The following is a 19,627-nucleotide window of genomic DNA, read 5'->3' as shown; positions in this document are numbered from 1 at the left end:
AATCGCTCGTGCAAAGCCAACATCAAACACCGTTCTGCCTCGCCCGTTTACGACCTCGCCATGGGTGCCTTGCCTTTGCAGCAATTTGACACTATTGTCGACTTGCTACCAATGATCTTCGAAGAGAAATCCATAATAAATTCCAAGGTGATTCGGGAGCCGATCGGGGTGGTTGCTTGCATTACGCCGTGGAATTATCCGCTCCATCAAATCGCCGCTAAAGTAGTCGCGGCGATCGCATCAGGTTGTACTGTGGTACTGAAACCGTCTGAAGTTGCCCCATTGAATGCGTTTATGCTGGCGGAGGCTTTTCACGAAGCGGGCTTACCTAGCGGAGTATTCAACCTGGTCAGCGGGTACGGAGCGACCGTTGGTCGGGATCTCGTTTCTCATCCAGATGTAGACATGGTCTCCTTCACCGGTTCCACCGCCGCTGGAAAAGCTATTAGTAAGCTGGCTAGCGATTCGGTCAAGCGAGTAGCCTTGGAGCTCGGCGGGAAATCGGCCTCGATCTTGCTTGATGATGCAGATTTCCCCAACGCAGTGCGAGCCACTGTCGGCTCCTGTTTCTTGAATTCCGGTCAGACATGCACTGCGCTGACTCGACTGATCGTTCCGGAAAATCGCTATGAAGAAGTCAGCCAGCTCGCCATTCAAGCGGCTCAGAAATTCACGCTTGGCGATCCAAGCGATGGGGCTACGCGTATGGGGCCACTGGTCTCCCGGACGCAGCTTGTTCGGGTACGCTCACTGATCCAGGAAGGCATTGAGTCCGGAGCTTGCCTGCTGTACGGAGGACTGGAAGAACCTGCGTCCGTAGCCCACGGCTACTTCTGTCAACCGACGATTTTCGGTCGAGTCGTTCCTGGCAGCGTTCTGGATCAGGAGGAAATCTTCGGACCAGTTCTTTCAATCCTCACTTATCCTGAGGGTGATGAGGAAACTGCGATCAAGATCGCGAATGGAACAGCGTACGGCCTCGCCGGAGCTGTTTGGTCTGCGGATCCAGCGCGGGCCATGAGCGTCGCCAAGAAGGTCCGAGCCGGCCAAGTCGACGTCAACGGAGCTGCCTTCAACATCTTGGCCCCATTTGGCGGCTACAAACAGTCAGGAAACGGTCGCGAAATGGGCATCTACGGCATCGAGGAGTTCACCGAGCTCAAGGCGATTCAGTTGTCCGCTACTTGATACGCACCAGAGTTCGCCGGCAGCGGCGTTGAAGTCGTCGAAGAAGTCGTGGTCAACGTAATTGCACCGCGCCCCATCACGGTGAATACGCAGCTCCTCCGCTGTTAGGTTCTTTGCCCAGAGCGCGCGAGGTTCCTATTGGTGCGGCGCAAAGATCATAGCCCGCTGTTCCGATTCGCCCGTATCCAGATGTTCGACCAGCAATCGCTTATTTCCGTCCCACAATCGACTGTCCGATAACAGGATGTCGCTGGCTGCGGCGTGTAGCCCGGGGATCAGCGCGCTCTCCTTGGCGTTTGGCGCAACGATTTTCAGAGCGGCGACGGTCGGGGTCGCGGCAACCGCAACCGATTGCAGTATTGACACGACAAGCAAGACCGCTACGCCCAACGTGAAGACGTGGCCCGCTGCCTTGGGCCCTGTTGTGCGGCAAGCTTTGAATGTCAACAGACCCTAGTGAAAAGGACGAAAATGTCGTCCTCGAGTTCAATCCGAGTCCGCCCCATGACATGCTAGGTCGCCTGTTTGTGGTCACGCTGGTCGGCACCTGGTGAACCAGACTTGCTGTCGTTTGCGGCGATAACGGATGAGCCGCCAGACGAGGTTGCTGCTGCCGGCCATGACCGCTGCATCATTCCTAACAAGCCGGAAAACGTCGATGCATGGTTAAACCCGGATGCGTCAGACCTGGAGGCCTTGTACGCAGTACTTGATGACAGCGACCGGCCGTACTACGAGCATCGACTGGCTGCTTAACGCAAAGATACGGCTCCGGGTCCTATTGAGTGACAGGCAATCTTCGTTGAACGTCTTTCCTACAGCGACGCACCTTAAGGTGTTCCATCACGAGCTGTCAGCAGCAACGCGTCTATTGCGCTCCTTGCGTCTTGACGATGCGAACAGTGCCGACAACCACGCCGAGCGCCGCGGCGGTCGCACCGCCCACCAAGGCTACGTGAGCGCCACCCTGCCAGTAGGCTGCGGACACGCGCCAGCAACACCGGCCCTCATGCGCAGCCCGCGTAGTCCTGCTGGCCCCGCACAACTCAGAAAGCATGCGCGATTCCGACTACCACCGCGAGTTGGTTGGCGCCGGTCGCGACTGGGGTGGTCGACCCTGTCGCACTCAAGGCAGACTTCGCGCTGTTGATGACGTACGTGACATCCGTGTACAGCGTGGTGCGCTTGGATAACAGGTAGTCTGCGTTGACGCCTGAGCTGATGGCATGCGCCGAAACCGTCCGAAATGCATGATAGTACGACCCCGCCGAAACTTGAAACGCTGGTGTTATCTTATAGCGAAGGCCTCCAAATGCCATGGTCTGCGGCGGTGACGCCGCGAACGTAGCGGCAATGTCGTTCAGAAGGAGTTCGTATCCAGCGTACAGGGTCGCATTGCCGATAGTCCACGAACCGCCCGCGAGATAGCGCCGCTCGCTGTCGCCGGACGAGGCAACACTCGTCCCTTGGCGTTGCTCATAAACGAAGGTCAGGTTAAATGGACCCTGGCGATACCGGCCACCAATATCAAATTGCTTGCCAACGCGGAACTCTCCCGGCAGCTGGGCACCATTCGCAATCGTCGAATCGTAGCCAAAACTGTAGAGCGCGTTCAGCTCGAACGGACCGGCGTGCCCCAGATACTCGAGCGCGTTATCGGCCCGTCCAACAAACTGCGCATCCTGGGCCGACAGGCCATAGCTGGAGTAGTTGAGAGGGTCGAGCGCCAGGAAGAAGCGGTACATAGGCGTCATCTGCCGGCCAGCCATCACCGCACCGAACTGATCGCTCTCCAGGCCAACGAACGCTTGGCGGCCGAACAACCGTCCTCCCTGCTGCAGGGTACCGTTATTCGTTGCGAAGCCCGATTCGAGCGTGAATATCGAGCGCAGACCTGCCCCAAGGTCTTCCTTGCCAGTGAAACCCCAACGAGAATTGATGCGATTGCCGGTGTTAACACGAAACAGGTTACCGGAGCCTTGCTTGGCTGCATGGGTCACGTACTCGACGCCAGAGTCAAGAATGCCGTAGAGCGTTACCGAGGACTGAGCGTGAGCTGCAATAGTTGCCGACGAGCATATCGTTGCAGCGAGGACTGTCCTCAACAGTCGCGTACCGTGATTCGATTTCAAGCTAGTCTCCTTATTGTGAGTAGCGGTACTAACGAAATATTAAAGCAACACATCGATTTTTCTATTTGCATCCAATCGCGCGGACCGAATTAGACCTGTGCGATGCGTTTGCTCACGAACAGCATCGCTACAAGACCGATGACTGGCCCGATGGCAAGCGTAAGAACGGCAAGCACGATTGAATGCGTCCCGCCATAGACGTGTCCGACAGCCAGAGGAGACACAGCGCTACCCATTTGCCAAATGGCGTTTGTCCAACCAGCGCTCGCTCCAGCCAGACGTTTTCCGGATGCGTCGCTCACCTGTGCCATAAGCACCGGTAGGTAACCATATGAAAACGCGCCCAGGACCGGAGCGACGATATAAAACTGCGTGACAGTCGAGCACATGCCAAACACCACAAGAGTGATGGCAAACGCGACCAGAACCAAAATAGACATGAGCCGACGCGAGATTCCCGGCAGGTCGGAAATCCAACCGAGTGTGGGTTTCGCAACGACCGCGCCGATGCCGAAAGACGCGATAATCGACCCAGCCACGACGGGAGAAATGCCGTATTGCCGCGTCATCAGTGCATTTCCCCATGCGCCGAAGCCAACAGTCGCCCAGAGACCGCCGCAACCAGCAATGGAAAGAAATATCAGATTGCGATTACGCAAGAGACTAAGCATCTCTTTCGCACTGTTGCGAGCCGGAGCTCGTTCGCCAACCGGGCGATTCTTGAGAAACAGAAGGGAGACGATGCCCCAGGCGAACGTGGCAATGCCGAGCATGCGAAACGCGCTGGCCCAGCCGTACTGCGCCGAAATAGTGGGCACGATTGCATTGGCTAGGACCACGGCGAGCGATGTTGCCGTGGTGTAAATGCCCATCGCTCGACCGCGGTCTCGCGTGAACCACGCAGGAATCACCTTCATCCCGGCCGAATAGTCAGCTCCGGCTGCAAAGCCCATTGCCAGTTGAATCAGAATGCCCACCGTCAACGAGGTCGTCTCGCCAAAGAAGAACGTGAAGACACCCAGCGGAAGCAAGGCGAGCGTCATCATGGCCCGACCGCCGAGAAAATCGGTCAGCATGCCTCCGATGATGTTTGCCACCACGTATCCCGCATAGAACGCCGTAACAAAGGCACCAAGTAGCGACACCTTGATACCGAGCGATGCGCCAACAGGCGCTGCAACCGTGCTCCATGCGACACGGTCGACGTAGCTGAGAAGAAATGCTGCCCACACGATGAACAGAGCAACCCAGCGGTAGGGGCTCGCCGCCGTTTCACCGACGCTTGACGCGGCCCAGTCCGCGCCCGATGCGTCACTCGATGACGTCAGGTTTTTTCCCACGACTCCTCCATGCAGGGCGTGCGTACGCCGCCCGTTTTCTTCTTCCGTTTTGACATCCGGCACTTAAGGCGCGCCGGGCGTGTGTTGCGGGGTTGCAGCGTTACAGGTCCAGCACAAGTCTCCTGGACTTCGAGCGCGAGCAGCACGGTAGGAACTGGTCGTTTCGCGACTGCTCTTCCGGAGATAGAAACAGGTCTCGATGTTCCGGCTCGCCGTCGAGAACGCGGGTAAGGCAGGTTCCACAAATGCCCTGTTCGCACGAAACGGATACGTCAACTCCAGCGTCCGCGAGCGCCTGCGTCACCGTGCGGTCTGCGGGGATGGTCACAGTCTTTCCAGTGCGTGCAAGGCATACTTCAAAGCTGCCATCGGCCGACGTGTCGACGGTAGGAGCCGAGAAGAACTCGTAATGCATTCGACTCTCTGGCCACCCGCTCGCACGCGCCGCATCAAGCACCGCGTTCATGAAGCCTTGCGGCCCGCAGACATAGAGATGCGTGTCCGGGGTTGCATCCTTGAGCAGCGCATCAAGACGAAGGCGTTGGTGCTCATCCTCGTCGTCGAAGTGATAGTGAACGCGCTCAGCCCAAGACGCGTCCGCGAGCCGCTCGAGGAAAGCCGCACGCGAACGCGAGCGTGCACAGTAGTGCAGTTCGAAATCTTTACCGGTACGGTCGAGGTGCTGTGCCATGCAAAGCAACGGAGTGAGCCCGATGCCCCCGGCCAACATCAGGTGCTTCGCAGGAACGGACGCGAGCGCGAAGTGATTGCGAGGCATACTGACGCTCAGTTCGTCCCCTTCTCTAACTGCGTCGTGCATACCTGCCGAACCACCTCGCGACTGCTCTTCGCGTAACACGGCAATTTGATAACGCGAACGCTCGTGGGGCGCGCTGCAAAGCGAATACTGCCGCACATGCCCCGTTGGCAAGTGGACATCGATGTGTGAGCCAGCATCGAACGCCGGCAAATCACGACCGTCTAAACTTGCGAATTCAAAACTGACGATGCCGTCAGCCTCGATATTGCGCCGCGCAACTCGCACCATCATTGTGGAATTCTTCATGGCCACCACCGTCACATAATCGACAAGCCGCCGTCGACCATCAGCGTGGTGCCGGTGATAAACGATGCCTCATCGCTCGCAAGCCATAGAATCGGCCATGCGACCTCCTCAGGAGACGCCCAACGTTCTAACAACGACGTGTCTTGCCTTTGTGTTTTGAGCACCTCTACACTCTTTCCAGCAGCCTGCGCCCGATTGACGTGAAAATCAGTCAGCGTCGAGCCTGGGCATATTGCGTTGGCACGCACACCGTGTGCAGCCTCCTCGAAGGCAAGCGTGCGAGTCATAGCGAGCATGCCGGCCTTAGTCGCATCGTAGAGGCCCATGCCCTTGCGGCCGGTGACCGCGTAGCAGGACGATACGTTGACGATGCTCGCCGAACCCGCCGCACGCAACAACGGCAAAGCAGCCCTGCAGTAGTTCGAGGTGCCCACTAGATTTACTGACACCATGCTTTGCCATTCTTCCGGCGTCGCGTCGGCGAGCGCGCTGTAGTTACGCATCGCGGCATTGTTGACGAGCACGTCAAGCCGGCCGAACACACGTTCGGCAATCTCGACGGCTGCAACAGCTTGGTCGGCGTTCGCCACGTCAGCGACATACGTTTGAATCCTTGCTGCGGCATCCCGGCTGAGCAAGTCGTCTGCGACGTTCGCGAGCGCTTGTGGATTTGCGTCGACGAGGACGACTGCAGCGCCTTCGTCACAGAACACACCTGCGGTGGAAGCACCAATGCCGCCTCCGCCGCCCGTAATCAACGCGACTCTGTCTCTTAGTCTTGAACCTTGCATCTCACGCCGGCGCGGTGCCGGCCTCCTTATGCAGAGTTGAATAATGAGCGATGAGCTCGCTCAGATGGAGTAAATCGGCTGGCCCTTGCCATCCGAGAGATGGATGACAGCCCACTCTTGCGGTTTCTGGTCGCGCGGGAGCAAGGCGCCGGCCGCGCGCACGCGCTGCTGGTCTGCATCGATTGCGGGCGGGTCGGTGTCAACCTGCAAAGCGGTAGCTGCTTCGTAGAGCATGCGTCGAGCCATTACGATGGCGCGGTCCGTCGGCAACAGCTTCTCTTTGCTGTGGTCCTGAATGGGGCCCATGCTTTCCTGCAGCGACGCGTCCTGCATCGCGAAGCCGAAGACGCCCGAATATGCGCGCTTGTCCTTTTGGGCCTGACGGTCAATCAGATAGTCGTTGTCCTTGTTCGCTCTCGGACGGAACGTGCCCGGCTCGTATTCGCAGTGAATGCCCTTACCTGCGTTCAGGTCGCTCATCTCTTCCTCGGACAACGGACGGTCCGGACGGAAGTTGATACTCCACGCCCAGCAGGTGTGGTCGTCAATCGGTACCCAGACGTGACCTGCTAGTGAGTGGTCGCCAAATGGCGGAATGAGCGTGTACCACGGGAAGAGGTACTGCGTGATTCGCCAGTAGTAGGAATCGGGCTCGCCATTGCGCCGCCCGAAGAGAGTGAGGCCGAACGGCTGCTTCTCGATTTCGAAGATGACGTTCCCATCCGCCTTGATGTACTCGAGCGCTTTGGTGCCTTGGTGCATCGGGTCTTCGTCGACTTCGTAGCGGTGCACGTACGAGACGTGGCTCGTGTCGATACCGCCTTCCATAGCCTGCAGATAGTTGGACTCTTGCAGACGTTTGGAAACGAATACGTGGTCCGCCGGCAGGTTGCACCATTCGAGGTCCGGCGGTGCCGGTTGCTTGTCTTTGGGGCCCATGTAAGCCCAGACAATGCCGGCGCGCTCGATACACGGGTATGCCGTGATGCTCATGTGCTTGCACGCTTGCGGCGCGGACGGCACCTCGACGCAGTTTCCATTTCGGTCGAATTTGAGGCCGTGATACGAGCAGCGGATGCCGTTCTCCTCGTTGCGCCCGAAATAGAGCGAAACACCGCGATGCGAACAGAATTCGTCAATCAGCGCCGCATTGCCGTCCGAATCCCGAAACGCCAGCAACTTTTCTCCTAGGATTTGCACACGCACCGGCGGGCAGTCTGGCTCCGCAATTTCGCTTACCAGCAGAATCGGCACCCAGTAGCGCCGCATCAGGTTACCCATTGCTGTGCCGGGACCCGTGCGCACAAGCGTTTCCGACATGTTCTTGTCCATGCTCAAACTCCAAATCGTATGTGGGGTTGTCCGTCTGATGAGACTGTGTTCTCATTCTACGGACACGAAATTTGAAGTCAAGCATCGCCGACTAGGTAGTTTCTCTACAATGGCGCAGACGGCATCGCCCAAGGGGACAGCGGAACATGGAAGAAAAAAAGGGGCACGAGAGCGTTCGTGCGGTTGAGCGAGCTTTAGAAATACTTTTGGCGTTCAGACCGGGAGATGAATCTCTGACCGTCGCTGAGTTGCTTGGGCGAGTGAACCTCAGCCGTCCGACGTTGTATCGGCTGCTAAACACATTGGAGCAGGCCGGGTTCCTCGCATCGTCAGGTGAACCGCAGCGGTTCCACTTGGGAAGCTCGGTGGCTCAATTAGCCCACGTCTGGCTAAGCGAACACAGAATCGCCGAGCTGGCGCAGCCGGTGCTGCGCAACCTCTGGGAAGCGACATCCGAGACCGTGGCTCTGTTTGTTCCAGACGACACGTATCGACTTTGCGTGGCGGAACTGGAGAGTCATCAGCCGCTTAGTTTTCGACGCGGTGTCGGATACCGCGAAAAGCTTGTGCGCGGCGCCAGCGGCCGCACGATTCTTTCGCAAATGAGACTCACACCAGACGAATTAACGCGTTATCTCGTCGACCCTACCCAGGATGTGTCGGCGTTGATTCAAGACATCGAACAAATCCGTTTAAAAGGGTTCGGTACGAGTCACCACGAATTGATTGATGGCGCCGTCGCCGTGGCGGCACCTTTCTTCAACGGGGCCAATCAAGTCGCAGGCTCGATATGCATCTTTGGTCCGAGCGTCCGGGTCACCGAGCAGCGGGTCGAGCAGTTCGCAGAGTTGCTTAAGCGTGCAACCGTCGCTCTATCTCGGCTTCTCGGCCAGCAAGTGTCCTGAGAATTTGGGACCATGGCCCAACATGGAAACTCTCATTGCTCAGTTCAAACCTGAAGGCAATGTAGGCGATACTTGATGACAGAGACCGTCCTTACTACGAGCATCGGCTCGCGGCATAGTGATTGGCCGGGCGAACATCGGTGGTGGCGGGGGACGGTGCGCACATCGGTGGTCGTGGCATTGGCGGCTGCGTCGTCGTGATTGTCGCGTACTGACTTACTGACGCACCCCGACGAACCAAGGCGCCTGCTCTCTCAGGCACTTTGCATTTCAGCGCCAGGTCGCGGAACGCCTCCCTTGCGCTAGACTGGCTTGAGCAACCGGAAGGAGACTTGGATGATACGCAAGACGCTCAACGCTTCGCAACTACAGCAGGAGGTCAACCGGCGAATCCATCGACTGCAGGAAATCGTCGAGGATGGCGTGAAGATTCGTGTGCCGCGGCCGCAGTTGCAAGAGGCTGACAAGACAGGCTGCAACTGGAACATGACTCACTTCGGCAACGCGGTCGGCTTCGAGCGCGACATCGAGGGCGTGCTCAAGGCCGTGCGTGCGGAATACAACCTCAATACCGAAGTGAAAGACACCGGCAACCCGTTTGGGGACTAACCGCGAAAGACATCGATTCGTTGTTCGTTTTTGATGGCGTGGGGCACGAATGATGCGCCTACCTCAAATGGTCTGAGGTTCAATTCTCCTTCTTTCCCCGTCGCTTACGAAATTCAATGTTTCGCTGCTTTCGCGGCGCTCTCAACCGCCGGTTCAGCGGATTGCGCCGTCTCCAAAGCCGTTTCCGTTGCAGCGTTCACGCTACTTTGCGCAACGTCAACTGTCTGCTTCGCGGCTTTGCGCACGCTGTCGCGAGCGGTATTGGCGAACGTAATAATCTGCTTCAGGAATGCAATTGCTACCTCGGAACTTACGGGGGCGTTTTGCCCGACATTCTCGGTGTGCAGGTATCTTCTCCCGACACCTCTTCCGAGGATATGTCCGTTTGCGCGGGATTGCCCTGACGAAAGGGCCGGACGCGCGCTGTGCCACGGGCAGGTTCTGCGTCGCCGCTGGTTGCGTTTGTGCGACCAGACTTCATACTTCAGCTTTGACTTCAGGTTACGCAGGTGTCCGTCTTACGTCAGCGGCGGTGATGAGCGAGGTCGTGTTGAGTTCAATCGTTACGTGGCACGCGTGCGGACAGAGGAAAGATGAGTTAACGTTTGTCCGGAACGGTGTGCATTGTTGGAAGGGGGAAAGGCCATGGAACGAATCGGCAACATCAGAATTCTGTTCATCGCGGGCTTTGGTCCAATCGTCCGTGATGCTGAGGCAAGCCACAAGCTTTACAGGGAGAACCTCGGCATTCCCTTCAACGAGGAAAGCGGCGGTTACCTTCATACGGAGGCGCTGGACGGCGCCAGAAGTTTTGCCCTGTGGCCCCTCTCGCAGGCGGCCCAGTCGTGTTTTGGTCAAGACTCCTGGCCCGACGACATTCCTGTTCCACAAGCCTGGCTTGAGTTCGATGTTGATAGCGTCGAACAGGCAACGGCGGAGCTTGAATCGCGAGGATATCGGATGCTCGTCAAGAGCAGGAAAGAACCTTGGGGCCAGACCGTCAGTCATTTCATCTCACCGGAAGGATTCCTGGTCGGCATCACCTTCACGCCTTCGATGCGAGCAGCAAATTAACGTCAACCGTCTTGCCGGTCGATTGGGGTACCCCTGGACGGAGACGATGGGGCTAACCCATAAGTCTCATCAGGGCGCACCGCCCGATTTCAGCTTTCGCATACTCGATGGCGAATTGACGCGCTTCCATTTCGGTCGGAAAGGAGCCCAGCGCGCCGGTAGCCTGGCTGTGTTCTCCCGCTTCGTCAGTGATGACGGCGCTTGCGATGAAACCTTCGATGTCCTGCCCAACGACTGCGAAAATCAAAGTCCCCATGTAGTCAACCGGTGACGCCTGAAACATGGCAGGGTTCTCCTGAAAGTCAGATACGCAAAGCCAACGCTTTGGCCCAGTGTGTCCCGCTCGCCGCACAGGTTTCGGGGACTGCCGTTTCAGCGCCATGGTGGCGCCGTCTCGACGCGCTCGTTCCAGACTATGCCTAAATTGCGCTTGTGCACCAATTGCACTGTTCTGAACGCTACTATTTTGCGTGAGCGAAGTCGCCCACATCCAGAAGCAGCGCGCATGTTGGCCGACCGGCAGCGCGATGTCTTGCGGTTAGCCATTAAACTGGTCCAGCCGCGGAGAGCGTAGGGCGGGGTCCGCATGAACGCGGACCGGATACGTCGGAACCGTGACACGCAGTCGTTGCTGACCGTTGCTGGCGTCGGCTTTCACCGCAGTCACCGCGTCGGCCACGATGTTCTGGAGCAACCCATACGATGGACGGACTGAAAGTTTGCCGTGCCTTATCCGTGACGCGTCGAGCAGGTCGCTGACCAGTCGCTTCAGTAGTCGTGTCTGCCGTTCCGCGATATCCAGGGCAGACAGCACGGCGGGATGTCCGGCGGAGAGTTTCCGCGCTGCCGTCAGTGCGCTATCAATGGGCGCAATGGGATTGCGCAGTTCGTGGCCGAGCATCGCGATGAAGTCGTCCTTGCGCGTTTCAGCTGCCGCCAGTGCGTTCCTTGCCGCCTCCGCTTCTGCCGCCCGGGCCTCCGCGTCGGCCTTCGCCTGCGCGTTGGTGAGCGCGGCGCACGTGAAGTTCGCCAGACTGGTCAGAATTCGACGGTGCTCGGCGTCGAAGCGATGACGCTCGTCGTGGGACATCACCCAGAGCGTGCCCCACGGCTCGGGTTCGCCCGGTATCGGTACAACCAGTTCTTCAACCACCTCCGGGGCAATGTGTTCAAGGCACGCGAAGTGGCGTCGGGGATATGAGAACAGTTGCGCCTCACCCAGCCCGAGCGTGACGCCGCTCGTGCTGTCGTCAGTCGGAATGACGGTGCCTGCGAAGGTGGCGCAGTGACCCGAAAGCGCGACCCAGCGAAACGCGGGCGCACCGTCGGCACAATGCTCCAGCAGGCCGATGCCGGCGCTACCCGCGCCGCACAGGTTCAGTGCCATGTCGGCCAGGGTCTGCAGCACGGCGTCGTCTGGCGACGTGAGCGCCCGTGCCAGCCGATGCAACGCATCGTTTTCTGCAGCGAAGTCGGGTGCGCGATGTGAGCGTTCGTCGAGTGTCGCGGTGATTAACGTGCCTGCATGTCGCGCGCGGTCCGCTGCGGGTGACGCAGACGGTCTGGCCATAAGCCCTCCCGGTTGTAATTTGTATTACGGATGCGCGGAAGAAGTTACTTTGTCGGAATGAATTGTAGCTCCTGCAACCCGAAAATTGCGGTGGCAACGCCGGCTCCTGGCGACAGGACAATGCAGGGGCCCGGGAACATCAATTGCGGCGCTCATGTATCTGTCTGGCTGAAGATGGTGACTGATTTGGTGACGTTGCTTCTTGTCGATGACGACCCGAATATTCTGCGGCCGCTTCGGCTGCTGCTCGAGCCGGAAGGCTACCGGGTGCTCAAGGCGCCCGACGGACAAGCCGCGCTCGCTGCAATTGCTACCGAGCGGCCGACTCTCATCGTGACGGACTGGATGATGCCGCGCACGGATGGTGTTGGACTATGCCGGCGGCTCAAGGACGACGCGGCGACAGCCGACATTCCCGTGGTCATGCTGTCAGCCGCGTCGCCCCCTTATCCAACGGAGCCGCTGTGGGATGTCCTTTTGCCGAAACCCACGCTCATAGCCCGACTGATAAGGGAAATTCGCACTCTCCTGAAGGGGCGCGGTTCAAGCGCGTCGGCTCACGCGCTCAAGCGATGAGATATCCCGCCGGCGTCCCTTGCCGTAACTTCGACGGTTAGACCTGGCAAACCGCTGACCGGAGACATCGCGTTGAAAATGAAGAGACGCATCACTTCACTCTCGACCCGGACGCAGTCCTGCTTCCCAGCATTCTTTCTTGTATGGCGCCCTGCGGGGGCCTATCTTTAAGTTGCTCTCATTCAGGAGACGGCCATGGACTGCGGGGTGGTAAGTGTGCATTTCGACAGTCGGCACCTGTTTCTCGACCTGGCTGACGGTCGGGCTGTCCAGTTTCCACTGGACCGGTTCCCTGTCCTGCGCGCAGCTACAACAGCGGAGCGCGGGCATTTTGCAATCTCTTTGGACCGCCAGCAGTTGTACTGGCCGGAACTGGACGAAGAGATGACCATCACCGCTTTGTTCCAGTCCTCGCGAGACAGCACGCAACACTAGCGGCCTTTCCTGCACAGTATCCGACGTTATCCGTCAAACCCGACGCCGCGATTTCTCCGTCCTCGACTTGCGGGCTTGTTTCTTCCGGCAGGGCGATGTCAGCACCGCACCTCCGCTTCCGCAACGCTCAATGTTGGGCAAAAGTGACGAGCGTCGTTCAGATTTTGTTGAAATTTCTGCCGTCTCGCCCGTACGATATAAGCCGATACGTGGAAACAATCTGTCGAGCGTCTATCGTGGAAGCCCTTGAACTTGAACCCAGTGTTTCAACTGACGGTGTCGTTTTTGCGTTATCACTCTGTGGTCGCGGCGTCGCGTGCATCGTCACGCGCGAGACACTCGAGCAGCATTTCTGGGTGCAACCCGGAGCAACAGATGCGCGCGTTCTCAAGGCCTTCTCCGAAGGTCGCAAGCGCATCGTGGCTTTGGCGGAACGTAAGGCCCGCGCTCGACCAGGCGAGCGTATCGTGCTGACCGTCGACGACTTCGACCCGAGGAAATAGAGCGTCCGGGCAAGTGTCGGCGTGGTTAAAGTAGGTAAATCGAGCGGCATCGCTCCTCGCGCAACCGAAATTGTCTGCCAATTATCGGCAACCGACGAATGGACCTTTGGATTCAACCTTGCGCGCGATGCGCAGACCTGCACGGTAAGTCGGCGGCCGAGCTTCCGCACCAGGCCCCCTCACGCTTAACGGTGCCGGCGCGGTGAAAGACGCGCGAGCAGAAGAGCACTACACCTGCGTTCGGTGCCGCGCGGTGTTTGCGCGAATTCTCGCCGGGCCGCCGACGCGGCAGATTTGGATGCTGCTTAACGCCGGTCAGCATTGACGCAACGCTTGCTCAATCTCGAAAGGGCACGAGTGCCCTCACGCTTGGATTTCACCAAATCGGAAGGATACTGCGTTGGGTTCAGCGTAGAAAAAACCGCGTGACGGCGCCCATGCTGTTCAACGACGAGAGTGCAGTAGTCCATTTTGCGTTCCTCCCATGCGAACGCTGGGACTTATCAAAAAGGCAATTGCATTATGAGTTCAGGACGAGCTGTAGCTGGGATTGATATCGGCGGAGAGCGGAAGGGAAATCATCTAGTTATCCTGCGCGGTACCCAGGTTGTGTGCAACCTTAGCCAGGAGGTACCGGAGCATATGCTCGAAAAGTGCCTCCAATTTGAGGTTGCAGCGGTTGGTATTGATGCACCCTGCCGGTGGCGGAATGGTCAAGCCGGAAGGCAAGCTGAGAAGGCGCTTGCACAGCAACGAATCTTTTCGTTTGCCACCCCGACTCGCGAACGGGCCATGGCCAGCAAGAGCAATTTCTACGGGTGGATGTTCAATGGCGAGCGTGTATATAACGCATTCGCGCCACACTTTCCTGTTTTCAATAGTGGTGGAGAAATCGGTGACCGCGTGTGCTTTGAGACGTTTCCCCACGCAATAACTTGCGCCTTCCTTGGGAAGGAAGTCGCATCTGCGAAGAAAAAGGGAACTCAGCGCCGAGAAATCCTCCAACGTGAGGGGGTTGAAGCAATGTCACTAAGGTCTATCGACGACGTTGATGCGGCGCTGTGTGCGTTGACGGCAAATTATCTACTTGAGGGGAGAGTCGATACGTATGGCGACGAGCCAGGGGGATTCATCGTGGTCCCACGCTTCGTGCGGTCAAAGTAGAAGAAGTCAAGTCAGACCTTTTTCGCGATTGAACTGGCACGCCTGATGCGGAATAGCCGCCAAGTGTCGTTTGAGTACGAAGGGCACAAATTTGGAGTTCGCTCACAAGCGACCGCAATTTAATCACGGCAATCACATTCCAGGAGGACTGGTGCATCTAAGACGACATTTGGTCTTGCTGCTGTCATTGGCAGCGTTTGGTTCAACCGGAGCATGGGCGAGCGATATTCAATGTGCAACCACGCGGCAACCGGCAGAGCGCGTGATATGCGACCACGCCATCCTGAACAATGAATACGACGGTATCTTCGCGCAGCAGCGGGCTCTGCTGACCAGTGGGAAGCTCTCGCCCGAACAACTAGCCCAGTGGAGGCAATCGCGCAACGCTTGCACTGACGTCCACTGCATCGACGGCGTATTTGCGCGGTGGGCAGCGATGGCGAAGTCTGTCGAAGCCACTTCTCGCGCTGCAGTGGCTCCGGCTATGGCCTCGGCTACTGCCATGGCCCCTGTCGGACCCACTTCGGAAGCAATCGCCCTTCCCGCATCCCAAGCCTTGCCGACATCGGAAGCATCTCTTGTGCGTCAAGGGAGTGCCGCCGGCGTGGCGCTTCCGCGGCCTGTCGAGACTCAAGCCTCTTCACCTACGGTCGCTTCTGCTCCTTCTAGCGCAAGCGAATCCCGCAGCGCGACCGGCATGAGCGCCATCCTGATGACGGCCTTGCTTGTCGCGGTTGGATTCTGCGTTCTCTTCCAACGCCGAAGGAGGAACGGCGGAAGCACTGGGGAACCGAAGAGCCATGTAACCAAAACTAAATCGAAGCTTCGTAACCGAAATTAATGCACCTCAGCACAGGGGCCGTTGCCATGCTACCCCTGATTCCATCGTCACAGACTTCGCCAGATTCCACCGATTCTCAACGCTCTGGCAATGCTGATCGCAAACCAGCAGGTTTCTTATCGGAGAAGCCCCCAAGTTGTGTGAAGGTGCTTCCGTCCACGTAGCGCAACCCAGCGTGACGGACTTTATTCTTTCAGATCAAGCTGTCATTGCACATTTAAGTCGTGACGACGGACCCAACTAGAGAAAGTTTTTCGCAGAATCGGCTTCCAAGTGTGCAAATCAAAAGTCGCGAACAAACGACCGGACGCGCCCAATTTCGCGAAAGGTGGTACACACAAAGTCGTGACAGCCGCGTCCCACGGGCTTCGCACGACGGTACAAATCCTACTTCTTTTCGATAGCCGAACGCGAGCCGAAAAATTCGGTTTCTACATTTCCGTCTTGTCGCGCGTCCTACCCGCTCAAAGGCGGCGGGCAAGACCATTGAACCAACGGGCACTGTAAGGGAACGATCAAGTCTACTTACATAATACTGTCGACGCTCGTCGCTCCCATCGACCAAAGAACGACCGGTTTCCCCTACGTTATCGCGTATCGGGAATTTCGCTGAGCCGACTCGCGCAGAGCGGCATAAGATGACTTCAGTCTTTATCTAGCGGTGATGCGATCATGGCAAAAACCCAAGCACTCCCTGTCATTCACATCTCTGATCTCACCGAAAACCTCGAGGCAGTAATGGAAGCGGCGAGTCGTCAGCCTGTGGCTGTGCTCAATCATGATCATCGCCCGGTTCTCTGTGTGGTGTCACCCGCGCTGATGGCACAGATTGCTGAACTGCATGATAGGTATGAACTCGAGGCACTCGCGCGGTCCCGGCTCGAATCAGTAAGCCGCGCAGTCAACATCGACGTCAATGACCTGTGATGACAGACACTCCCAAATCCGGGCCTGATGCATCTAAGGACTCGACGAGCGACCGTAACCAGCAGACAGCCGCACTGCTGCGGATCCTCGAGTTGGACAAACACAATATCGCGCAGGGAAATTTTCGTGACGCCGAGGATTTCTTCACCGAACTGGATGCAGAGGACCAAGAAACCGGAGACAGTACGTCCGGCCACCTAGACTCGGAAGGTTGAGGCCGACAGTGACGCGATTTCTGCCGAGTCACGTTCTTCAACTTCGAGCAGACTCGCTGGGTGATTCCCCCAGCAACTTATCTTCCGTGTGCTTCTCAGTGGGGTCCTGGGATCACTATATATGTAGCGCCTTGCAGTGCCAGCCGCAGATACCAGGAGGGCTCCGGTGTTTGTGAACCTCCGAGCACTCATCGGCCGCGTCGCAACCATGTTCGTATTAGGTGGCCAATATATTGTGCAAACCATCGAAATGCACATTATATTGGCCACGCAGGTCCAGCAACCTTAATCCGAATCAGCATGTCCGCGTGCCGTCAAAAAACCTAAAAACTCTTTCTCATCCTCTCTCTTGCGCCAGTTGCAATGAAGAATTGGCATGCATAACATTAATTATCTATTTGTTTTTAAAGCTTTTTTTGATGCTTAAACCTTTGCACTCAACTGTCGAAACAAATTACCAAAATCTGACCCGTATAAATACTTGGATATTTTTTCAAAACCCTTGTTTTATACGCAAATCATAAATATGATCCTCACACCGAATTGCTGCACAAACACCCTTTCAAGCCCTAACCCCGTCAATTACTCAGATTATGAAAGACCAGTCAGTTCTCAGCGCGAAAATCGGAATTTATCAACCGCAGGACGGCTCCGGACCTGCCAGACTTGAACCGTTCATTGGCGAGCCGTTTCTCTTCGTGAAAACCAGGTCTCCCCGGTGGGCGCGGTACGTTGGCAAGGATCATCAGCTCTCGCTGCTAAGTTTCCGAACGCCTGATGGCCCAGTGCTCGTATTCCGCCTTCGCCACCACGATTGTTTTTACCTCGTCGCCTGTGATTTCGGTGACCCTGAAGTTTGTCGGCTGCTCGATTCGTGGCGCGAGAGCGGTGGTCTCCAGATCCAGATGGTCATGGGCAAAAAGTTGGTGCGCGCGATTGAGCCCGCACGTAACCTGGCGTTTGACGAATTCGACCGTCTGCGAGACGAAGTCAAACATCATGACCCGCTCAACTTTGTGCGGAGCTCAATTTTCCTGCGAGAGGCGGGCCTTCTCGAACAATACGCGATGCACGAGGCGAACGAGGGACCTCTTCGCATCGAGAAACAACACCTGACAATCGAGGTAGGCATGCTTTCTACCGAGAAACTGACTGACGCCACTATTGAGTACTTCGCGCAGTTTCGCCCTGATGTCCTCGATGCAGCACGCCAGCCGATGACGCGGTCTTAAGCAGAAACACGCGCACACTACCTACGCGTCGACTCTTCGCTACACGATAACAGAACACCTGCTGTTTAGTTCATGCGCCCGGAGGCTTGAAGTGCGGCGTTCGCCGCGCTCGCCCAGGACATTTAACCAGGAAACCCGATGCAAGCAATAGTTCAAAAAGCCGCCCCTAGCCAGAAGCAACTGTCTTCTTCCGACGTTGATGCGCAGTTGATGAGGTCCATCCAGAATTATCTCGCTAGTATTGACCACATTGACCACGTGGCTTCGTTTTTCGTTGACCCGTACGAGCTATTGATAAACGAAGAAGTGCTGCCAGACGACTGCTGTGTCCTTGTCGCACTTCACACGAAATCGGCCACAGAATTTCCTGAAACCACGACTAACGCTAGCTGCATGGTCATCACTACGCCTAGCGATCAGCGTTTCGCGACGCTTCTTCTTCGTGGAGACAAAATCGCGCTGCCAGACCATGCATTCGCAGCTTGGAATGCCCCGCAACCTCGGCGCCTACTTGTTGTCTACCTGTTTTCGGATGCAATTCTCCTGGAAAAAATTTCCCTGGACGATGAACTCATCGAGAACTTGTCTGTTTGCGGCATAGTCGCTCAATCCGGAAATCACCTAACCTATGCTGAGTTGCAGGCTGAGGCCGATGACGCTTCGTGGGAGACGACTCCTCTGAGAATTCTGGACAACCGACACATCGAGACCATTGACGCAGAAAATGTGGAAGCCTCTGCGTAGGCGATTCCAAATCATCCGCTAACGAATTTCTATCAAACAGCGAGACCTGTTCTCGCTGCTTTTTCTAGTCCCGACACATGTTCGCTCATCTTGCGAAACTCATCTATACCGATGTCCGTGCTATCTGATGCAAGCCGAACGTCAACTGACGTTGATGCTTCCGTGGAGAGTCAAACTCCGCTGCGATCAAGCACAAGTGCCGTCACTGGCAGTCCCGTTGGCACGGTGCGACGATTCACATGCCAAGGCTCCGCGCCCGTTCTCGACCATATATGGCACCTGTCTCGGCAACATCGCGATACCTGTTTCCTTATGAATCGCTCGGACTTACCGCATGAACTTGCTCAGCAATTTACAGAAAGAAGATGCCTCGTCGTCGCCGCGAAAACACCTTGGGATCTCGCCGCAGCCGCTGGTTCCGCCGACACGTCGATCGGATACGTTGAGCTTGCGTTGCAGTCCGATGATACGAATCAGTTCAAAGCCGTGCTTGCTCTCGACCACAAGACCTTGCTGATCGATTTCGATGGCCTGCGCGAATGCTTGTATCAGGCATTTGAGACCGAATTCCCCATCATCTATGCGAGCCAGGATTCATGCGTGATGGTAGTTCACCCATATTATCCGCATGAACTCGAAACACTGCTTGCAAACGCAAATGCGTGCCTTGGCACGGACTGGAACGACGCCGGCTTGTCGTTCGAGGACGAAATTCGACGGCGACTGCGCGGTAATCTTCCACGCAATGTCGTTGTCGTCACTAGCTGTATCGACCTTAGCGACATAGCAACGCCTTCCTGAGCAAAACACAAATCTGACGCCTGTCATTTTCGACAACGGCCGCTGGTCATTCAGCAGGGCTGTGCGCGGTCACGTCTGTAGAGACCTAAATCGCTCGCATACGCAACTGCACGTGACTCTCATATCGACAACGTTCGCGGCTCCGCGCTGAGTCGTACATTCTCAAGGACATTTCCGTAACT

General features: G+C 57.0%; 20 protein-coding genes and 1 pseudogene. 14 read left to right on the top strand and 7 right to left on the bottom strand.

The window, feature by feature from the left end:
* Nucleotides 1-60: 60 nt before the first annotated feature.
* Entirely contained in the window at nucleotides 61-1,188 is a 1,128-nt protein-coding gene (locus tag WN982_RS40890; RefSeq protein ID WP_341317621.1) for an aldehyde dehydrogenase family protein, read from the top strand.
* 458 nt (nucleotides 1,189-1,646) lie between these two features.
* Nucleotides 1,647-1,944 (top strand): annotated as a pseudogene (locus WN982_RS40885) (SOS response-associated peptidase family protein); the annotation flags it as partial.
* Between the two features lie 290 nt (nucleotides 1,945-2,234).
* Here the strand turns inward: WN982_RS40885 and WN982_RS40880 are convergent.
* The 5 genes from WN982_RS40880 to WN982_RS40860 all read right to left on the bottom strand — a co-directional run bounded on the left by WN982_RS40880 (nucleotide 2,235) and on the right by WN982_RS40860 (nucleotide 7,849).
* A complete protein-coding gene (locus WN982_RS40880; protein ID WP_341317620.1) occupies nucleotides 2,235-3,320 on the bottom strand; it encodes a porin in 1,086 nt (361 codons plus the stop codon).
* Nucleotides 3,321-3,409: 89 nt separating this feature from the next.
* On the bottom strand, nucleotides 3,410-4,660 hold the full coding sequence (locus tag WN982_RS40875; protein ID WP_341317619.1) for an MFS transporter: 1,251 nt from the start codon (nucleotides 4,658-4,660) through the stop codon (nucleotides 3,410-3,412).
* A gap of 100 nt (nucleotides 4,661-4,760) precedes the next feature.
* On the bottom strand, nucleotides 4,761-5,726 hold the full coding sequence (locus WN982_RS40870) for a PDR/VanB family oxidoreductase (protein ID WP_341317618.1): 966 nt from the start codon (nucleotides 5,724-5,726) through the stop codon (nucleotides 4,761-4,763).
* 11 nt (nucleotides 5,727-5,737) lie between these two features.
* Nucleotides 5,738-6,517: an SDR family NAD(P)-dependent oxidoreductase gene (locus tag WN982_RS40865; RefSeq protein WP_341317617.1), complete on the bottom strand. Its 780-nt coding sequence runs from the start codon at nucleotides 6,515-6,517 to the stop codon at nucleotides 5,738-5,740.
* Between the two features lie 60 nt (nucleotides 6,518-6,577).
* Nucleotides 6,578-7,849 carry an aromatic ring-hydroxylating dioxygenase subunit alpha gene (locus tag WN982_RS40860; protein WP_341317616.1) on the bottom strand — a complete coding sequence of 424 codons (1,272 nt, stop codon included), beginning with the start codon at nucleotides 7,847-7,849 and terminating at the stop codon, nucleotides 6,578-6,580.
* A 146-nt stretch (nucleotides 7,850-7,995) separates the two neighbouring features.
* On the opposite strand from WN982_RS40860, the gene WN982_RS40855 reads away from it, so the two are divergent.
* From WN982_RS40855 to WN982_RS40845, 3 genes are all read left to right on the top strand, one after another.
* The gene (locus tag WN982_RS40855; protein WP_341317615.1) at nucleotides 7,996-8,754 is read left to right on the top strand and encodes an IclR family transcriptional regulator; all 759 of its coding nucleotides are present in this window, start codon (nucleotides 7,996-7,998) and stop codon (nucleotides 8,752-8,754) included.
* A gap of 336 nt (nucleotides 8,755-9,090) precedes the next feature.
* Nucleotides 9,091-9,363, top strand: a complete 273-nt coding sequence (locus WN982_RS40850; protein WP_062091079.1) for a hypothetical protein — start codon at nucleotides 9,091-9,093, stop codon at nucleotides 9,361-9,363.
* A gap of 645 nt (nucleotides 9,364-10,008) precedes the next feature.
* Nucleotides 10,009-10,437 carry a VOC family protein gene (locus tag WN982_RS40845; protein ID WP_341317614.1) on the top strand — a complete coding sequence of 143 codons (429 nt, stop codon included), beginning with the start codon at nucleotides 10,009-10,011 and terminating at the stop codon, nucleotides 10,435-10,437.
* 52 nt (nucleotides 10,438-10,489) lie between these two features.
* Here WN982_RS40845 and WN982_RS40840 read toward each other — a convergent pair whose 3' ends face one another.
* Nucleotides 10,490-10,720, bottom strand: coding sequence for a hypothetical protein (locus WN982_RS40840; RefSeq protein ID WP_341317613.1), 231 nt, complete (start codon nucleotides 10,718-10,720; stop codon nucleotides 10,490-10,492).
* Nucleotides 10,721-10,975: 255 nt separating this feature from the next.
* A complete protein-coding gene (locus tag WN982_RS40835; protein ID WP_341317612.1) occupies nucleotides 10,976-11,845 on the bottom strand; it encodes a histidine kinase dimerization/phospho-acceptor domain-containing protein in 870 nt (289 codons plus the stop codon).
* A gap of 252 nt (nucleotides 11,846-12,097) precedes the next feature.
* Here WN982_RS40835 and WN982_RS40830 point away from each other — a divergent pair, with 252 nt between their 5' ends.
* The 9 genes from WN982_RS40830 to WN982_RS40790 all read left to right on the top strand — a co-directional run bounded on the left by WN982_RS40830 (nucleotide 12,098) and on the right by WN982_RS40790 (nucleotide 19,445).
* The gene (locus WN982_RS40830) at nucleotides 12,098-12,583 is read left to right on the top strand and encodes a response regulator (protein WP_341317611.1); all 486 of its coding nucleotides are present in this window, start codon (nucleotides 12,098-12,100) and stop codon (nucleotides 12,581-12,583) included.
* Nucleotides 12,584-12,778: 195 nt separating this feature from the next.
* Nucleotides 12,779-13,018, top strand: a complete 240-nt coding sequence (locus WN982_RS40825; RefSeq protein WP_341317610.1) for a DUF2442 domain-containing protein — start codon at nucleotides 12,779-12,781, stop codon at nucleotides 13,016-13,018.
* A 236-nt stretch (nucleotides 13,019-13,254) separates the two neighbouring features.
* The gene (locus WN982_RS40820; protein ID WP_341317609.1) at nucleotides 13,255-13,521 is read left to right on the top strand and encodes a DUF1488 family protein; all 267 of its coding nucleotides are present in this window, start codon (nucleotides 13,255-13,257) and stop codon (nucleotides 13,519-13,521) included.
* 522 nt (nucleotides 13,522-14,043) lie between these two features.
* Nucleotides 14,044-14,685, top strand: a complete 642-nt coding sequence (locus WN982_RS40815; protein WP_341317608.1) for a DUF429 domain-containing protein — start codon at nucleotides 14,044-14,046, stop codon at nucleotides 14,683-14,685.
* 1,513 nt (nucleotides 14,686-16,198) lie between these two features.
* A complete protein-coding gene (locus tag WN982_RS40810) occupies nucleotides 16,199-16,453 on the top strand; it encodes a hypothetical protein (RefSeq protein ID WP_341317607.1) in 255 nt (84 codons plus the stop codon).
* Entirely contained in the window at nucleotides 16,453-16,668 is a 216-nt protein-coding gene (locus tag WN982_RS40805; RefSeq protein ID WP_341317606.1) for a hypothetical protein, read from the top strand. The genes WN982_RS40810 and WN982_RS40805 overlap by 1 nt, the downstream gene beginning before the upstream one ends.
* Nucleotides 16,669-17,261: 593 nt before the next feature.
* Complete coding sequence (locus WN982_RS40800; protein ID WP_341317605.1) at nucleotides 17,262-17,900, top strand: hypothetical protein; 639 nt, start codon at nucleotides 17,262-17,264, stop codon at nucleotides 17,898-17,900.
* A gap of 138 nt (nucleotides 17,901-18,038) precedes the next feature.
* On the top strand, nucleotides 18,039-18,644 hold the full coding sequence (locus WN982_RS40795) for a hypothetical protein (RefSeq protein WP_341317604.1): 606 nt from the start codon (nucleotides 18,039-18,041) through the stop codon (nucleotides 18,642-18,644).
* 312 nt (nucleotides 18,645-18,956) lie between these two features.
* A complete protein-coding gene (locus WN982_RS40790; protein WP_341317603.1) occupies nucleotides 18,957-19,445 on the top strand; it encodes a hypothetical protein in 489 nt (162 codons plus the stop codon).
* The last annotated feature ends 182 nt before the right edge of the window (nucleotides 19,446-19,627 follow it).

The organism is Paraburkholderia sp. IMGN_8 (assembly GCF_038050405.1).
In the GTDB taxonomy this organism is placed as follows: domain Bacteria; phylum Pseudomonadota; class Gammaproteobacteria; order Burkholderiales; family Burkholderiaceae; genus Paraburkholderia.
The sequence above is the reverse complement of the archived record's forward strand: the minus strand, read 5'-3'. Positions and strand labels throughout refer to the sequence as shown.

What these genes read in the sequence shown, in the direction of transcription:
- WN982_RS40845 (WP_341317614.1), top strand. Translation starts at nt 10,009, where the DNA reads ATGGAACGAATCGGCAACATCAGAATTCTGTTCATCGCGGGCTTTGGT.
- WN982_RS40800 (WP_341317605.1), top strand. Translation starts at nt 17,262, where the DNA reads ATGAAAGACCAGTCAGTTCTCAGCGCGAAAATCGGAATTTATCAACCG.
- WN982_RS40790 (WP_341317603.1), top strand. Translation starts at nt 18,957, where the DNA reads ATGAATCGCTCGGACTTACCGCATGAACTTGCTCAGCAATTTACAGAA.
- WN982_RS40815 (WP_341317608.1), top strand. Translation starts at nt 14,044, where the DNA reads ATGAGTTCAGGACGAGCTGTAGCTGGGATTGATATCGGCGGAGAGCGG.
- WN982_RS40840 (WP_341317613.1), bottom strand. Translation starts at nt 10,720, where the DNA reads ATGTTTCAGGCGTCACCGGTTGACTACATGGGGACTTTGATTTTCGCA.
- WN982_RS40805 (WP_341317606.1), top strand. Translation starts at nt 16,453, where the DNA reads ATGACAGACACTCCCAAATCCGGGCCTGATGCATCTAAGGACTCGACG.
- WN982_RS40870 (WP_341317618.1), bottom strand. Translation starts at nt 5,726, where the DNA reads ATGAAGAATTCCACAATGATGGTGCGAGTTGCGCGGCGCAATATCGAG.
- WN982_RS40865 (WP_341317617.1), bottom strand. Translation starts at nt 6,517, where the DNA reads ATGCAAGGTTCAAGACTAAGAGACAGAGTCGCGTTGATTACGGGCGGC.
- WN982_RS40795 (WP_341317604.1), top strand. Translation starts at nt 18,039, where the DNA reads ATGCAAGCAATAGTTCAAAAAGCCGCCCCTAGCCAGAAGCAACTGTCT.
- WN982_RS40860 (WP_341317616.1), bottom strand. Translation starts at nt 7,849, where the DNA reads ATGGACAAGAACATGTCGGAAACGCTTGTGCGCACGGGTCCCGGCACA.
- WN982_RS40850 (WP_062091079.1), top strand. Translation starts at nt 9,091, where the DNA reads ATGATACGCAAGACGCTCAACGCTTCGCAACTACAGCAGGAGGTCAAC.
- WN982_RS40810 (WP_341317607.1), top strand. Translation starts at nt 16,199, where the DNA reads ATGGCAAAAACCCAAGCACTCCCTGTCATTCACATCTCTGATCTCACC.
- WN982_RS40890 (WP_341317621.1), top strand. Translation starts at nt 61, where the DNA reads ATGGGTGCCTTGCCTTTGCAGCAATTTGACACTATTGTCGACTTGCTA.
- WN982_RS40855 (WP_341317615.1), top strand. Translation starts at nt 7,996, where the DNA reads ATGGAAGAAAAAAAGGGGCACGAGAGCGTTCGTGCGGTTGAGCGAGCT.
- WN982_RS40825 (WP_341317610.1), top strand. Translation starts at nt 12,779, where the DNA reads ATGGACTGCGGGGTGGTAAGTGTGCATTTCGACAGTCGGCACCTGTTT.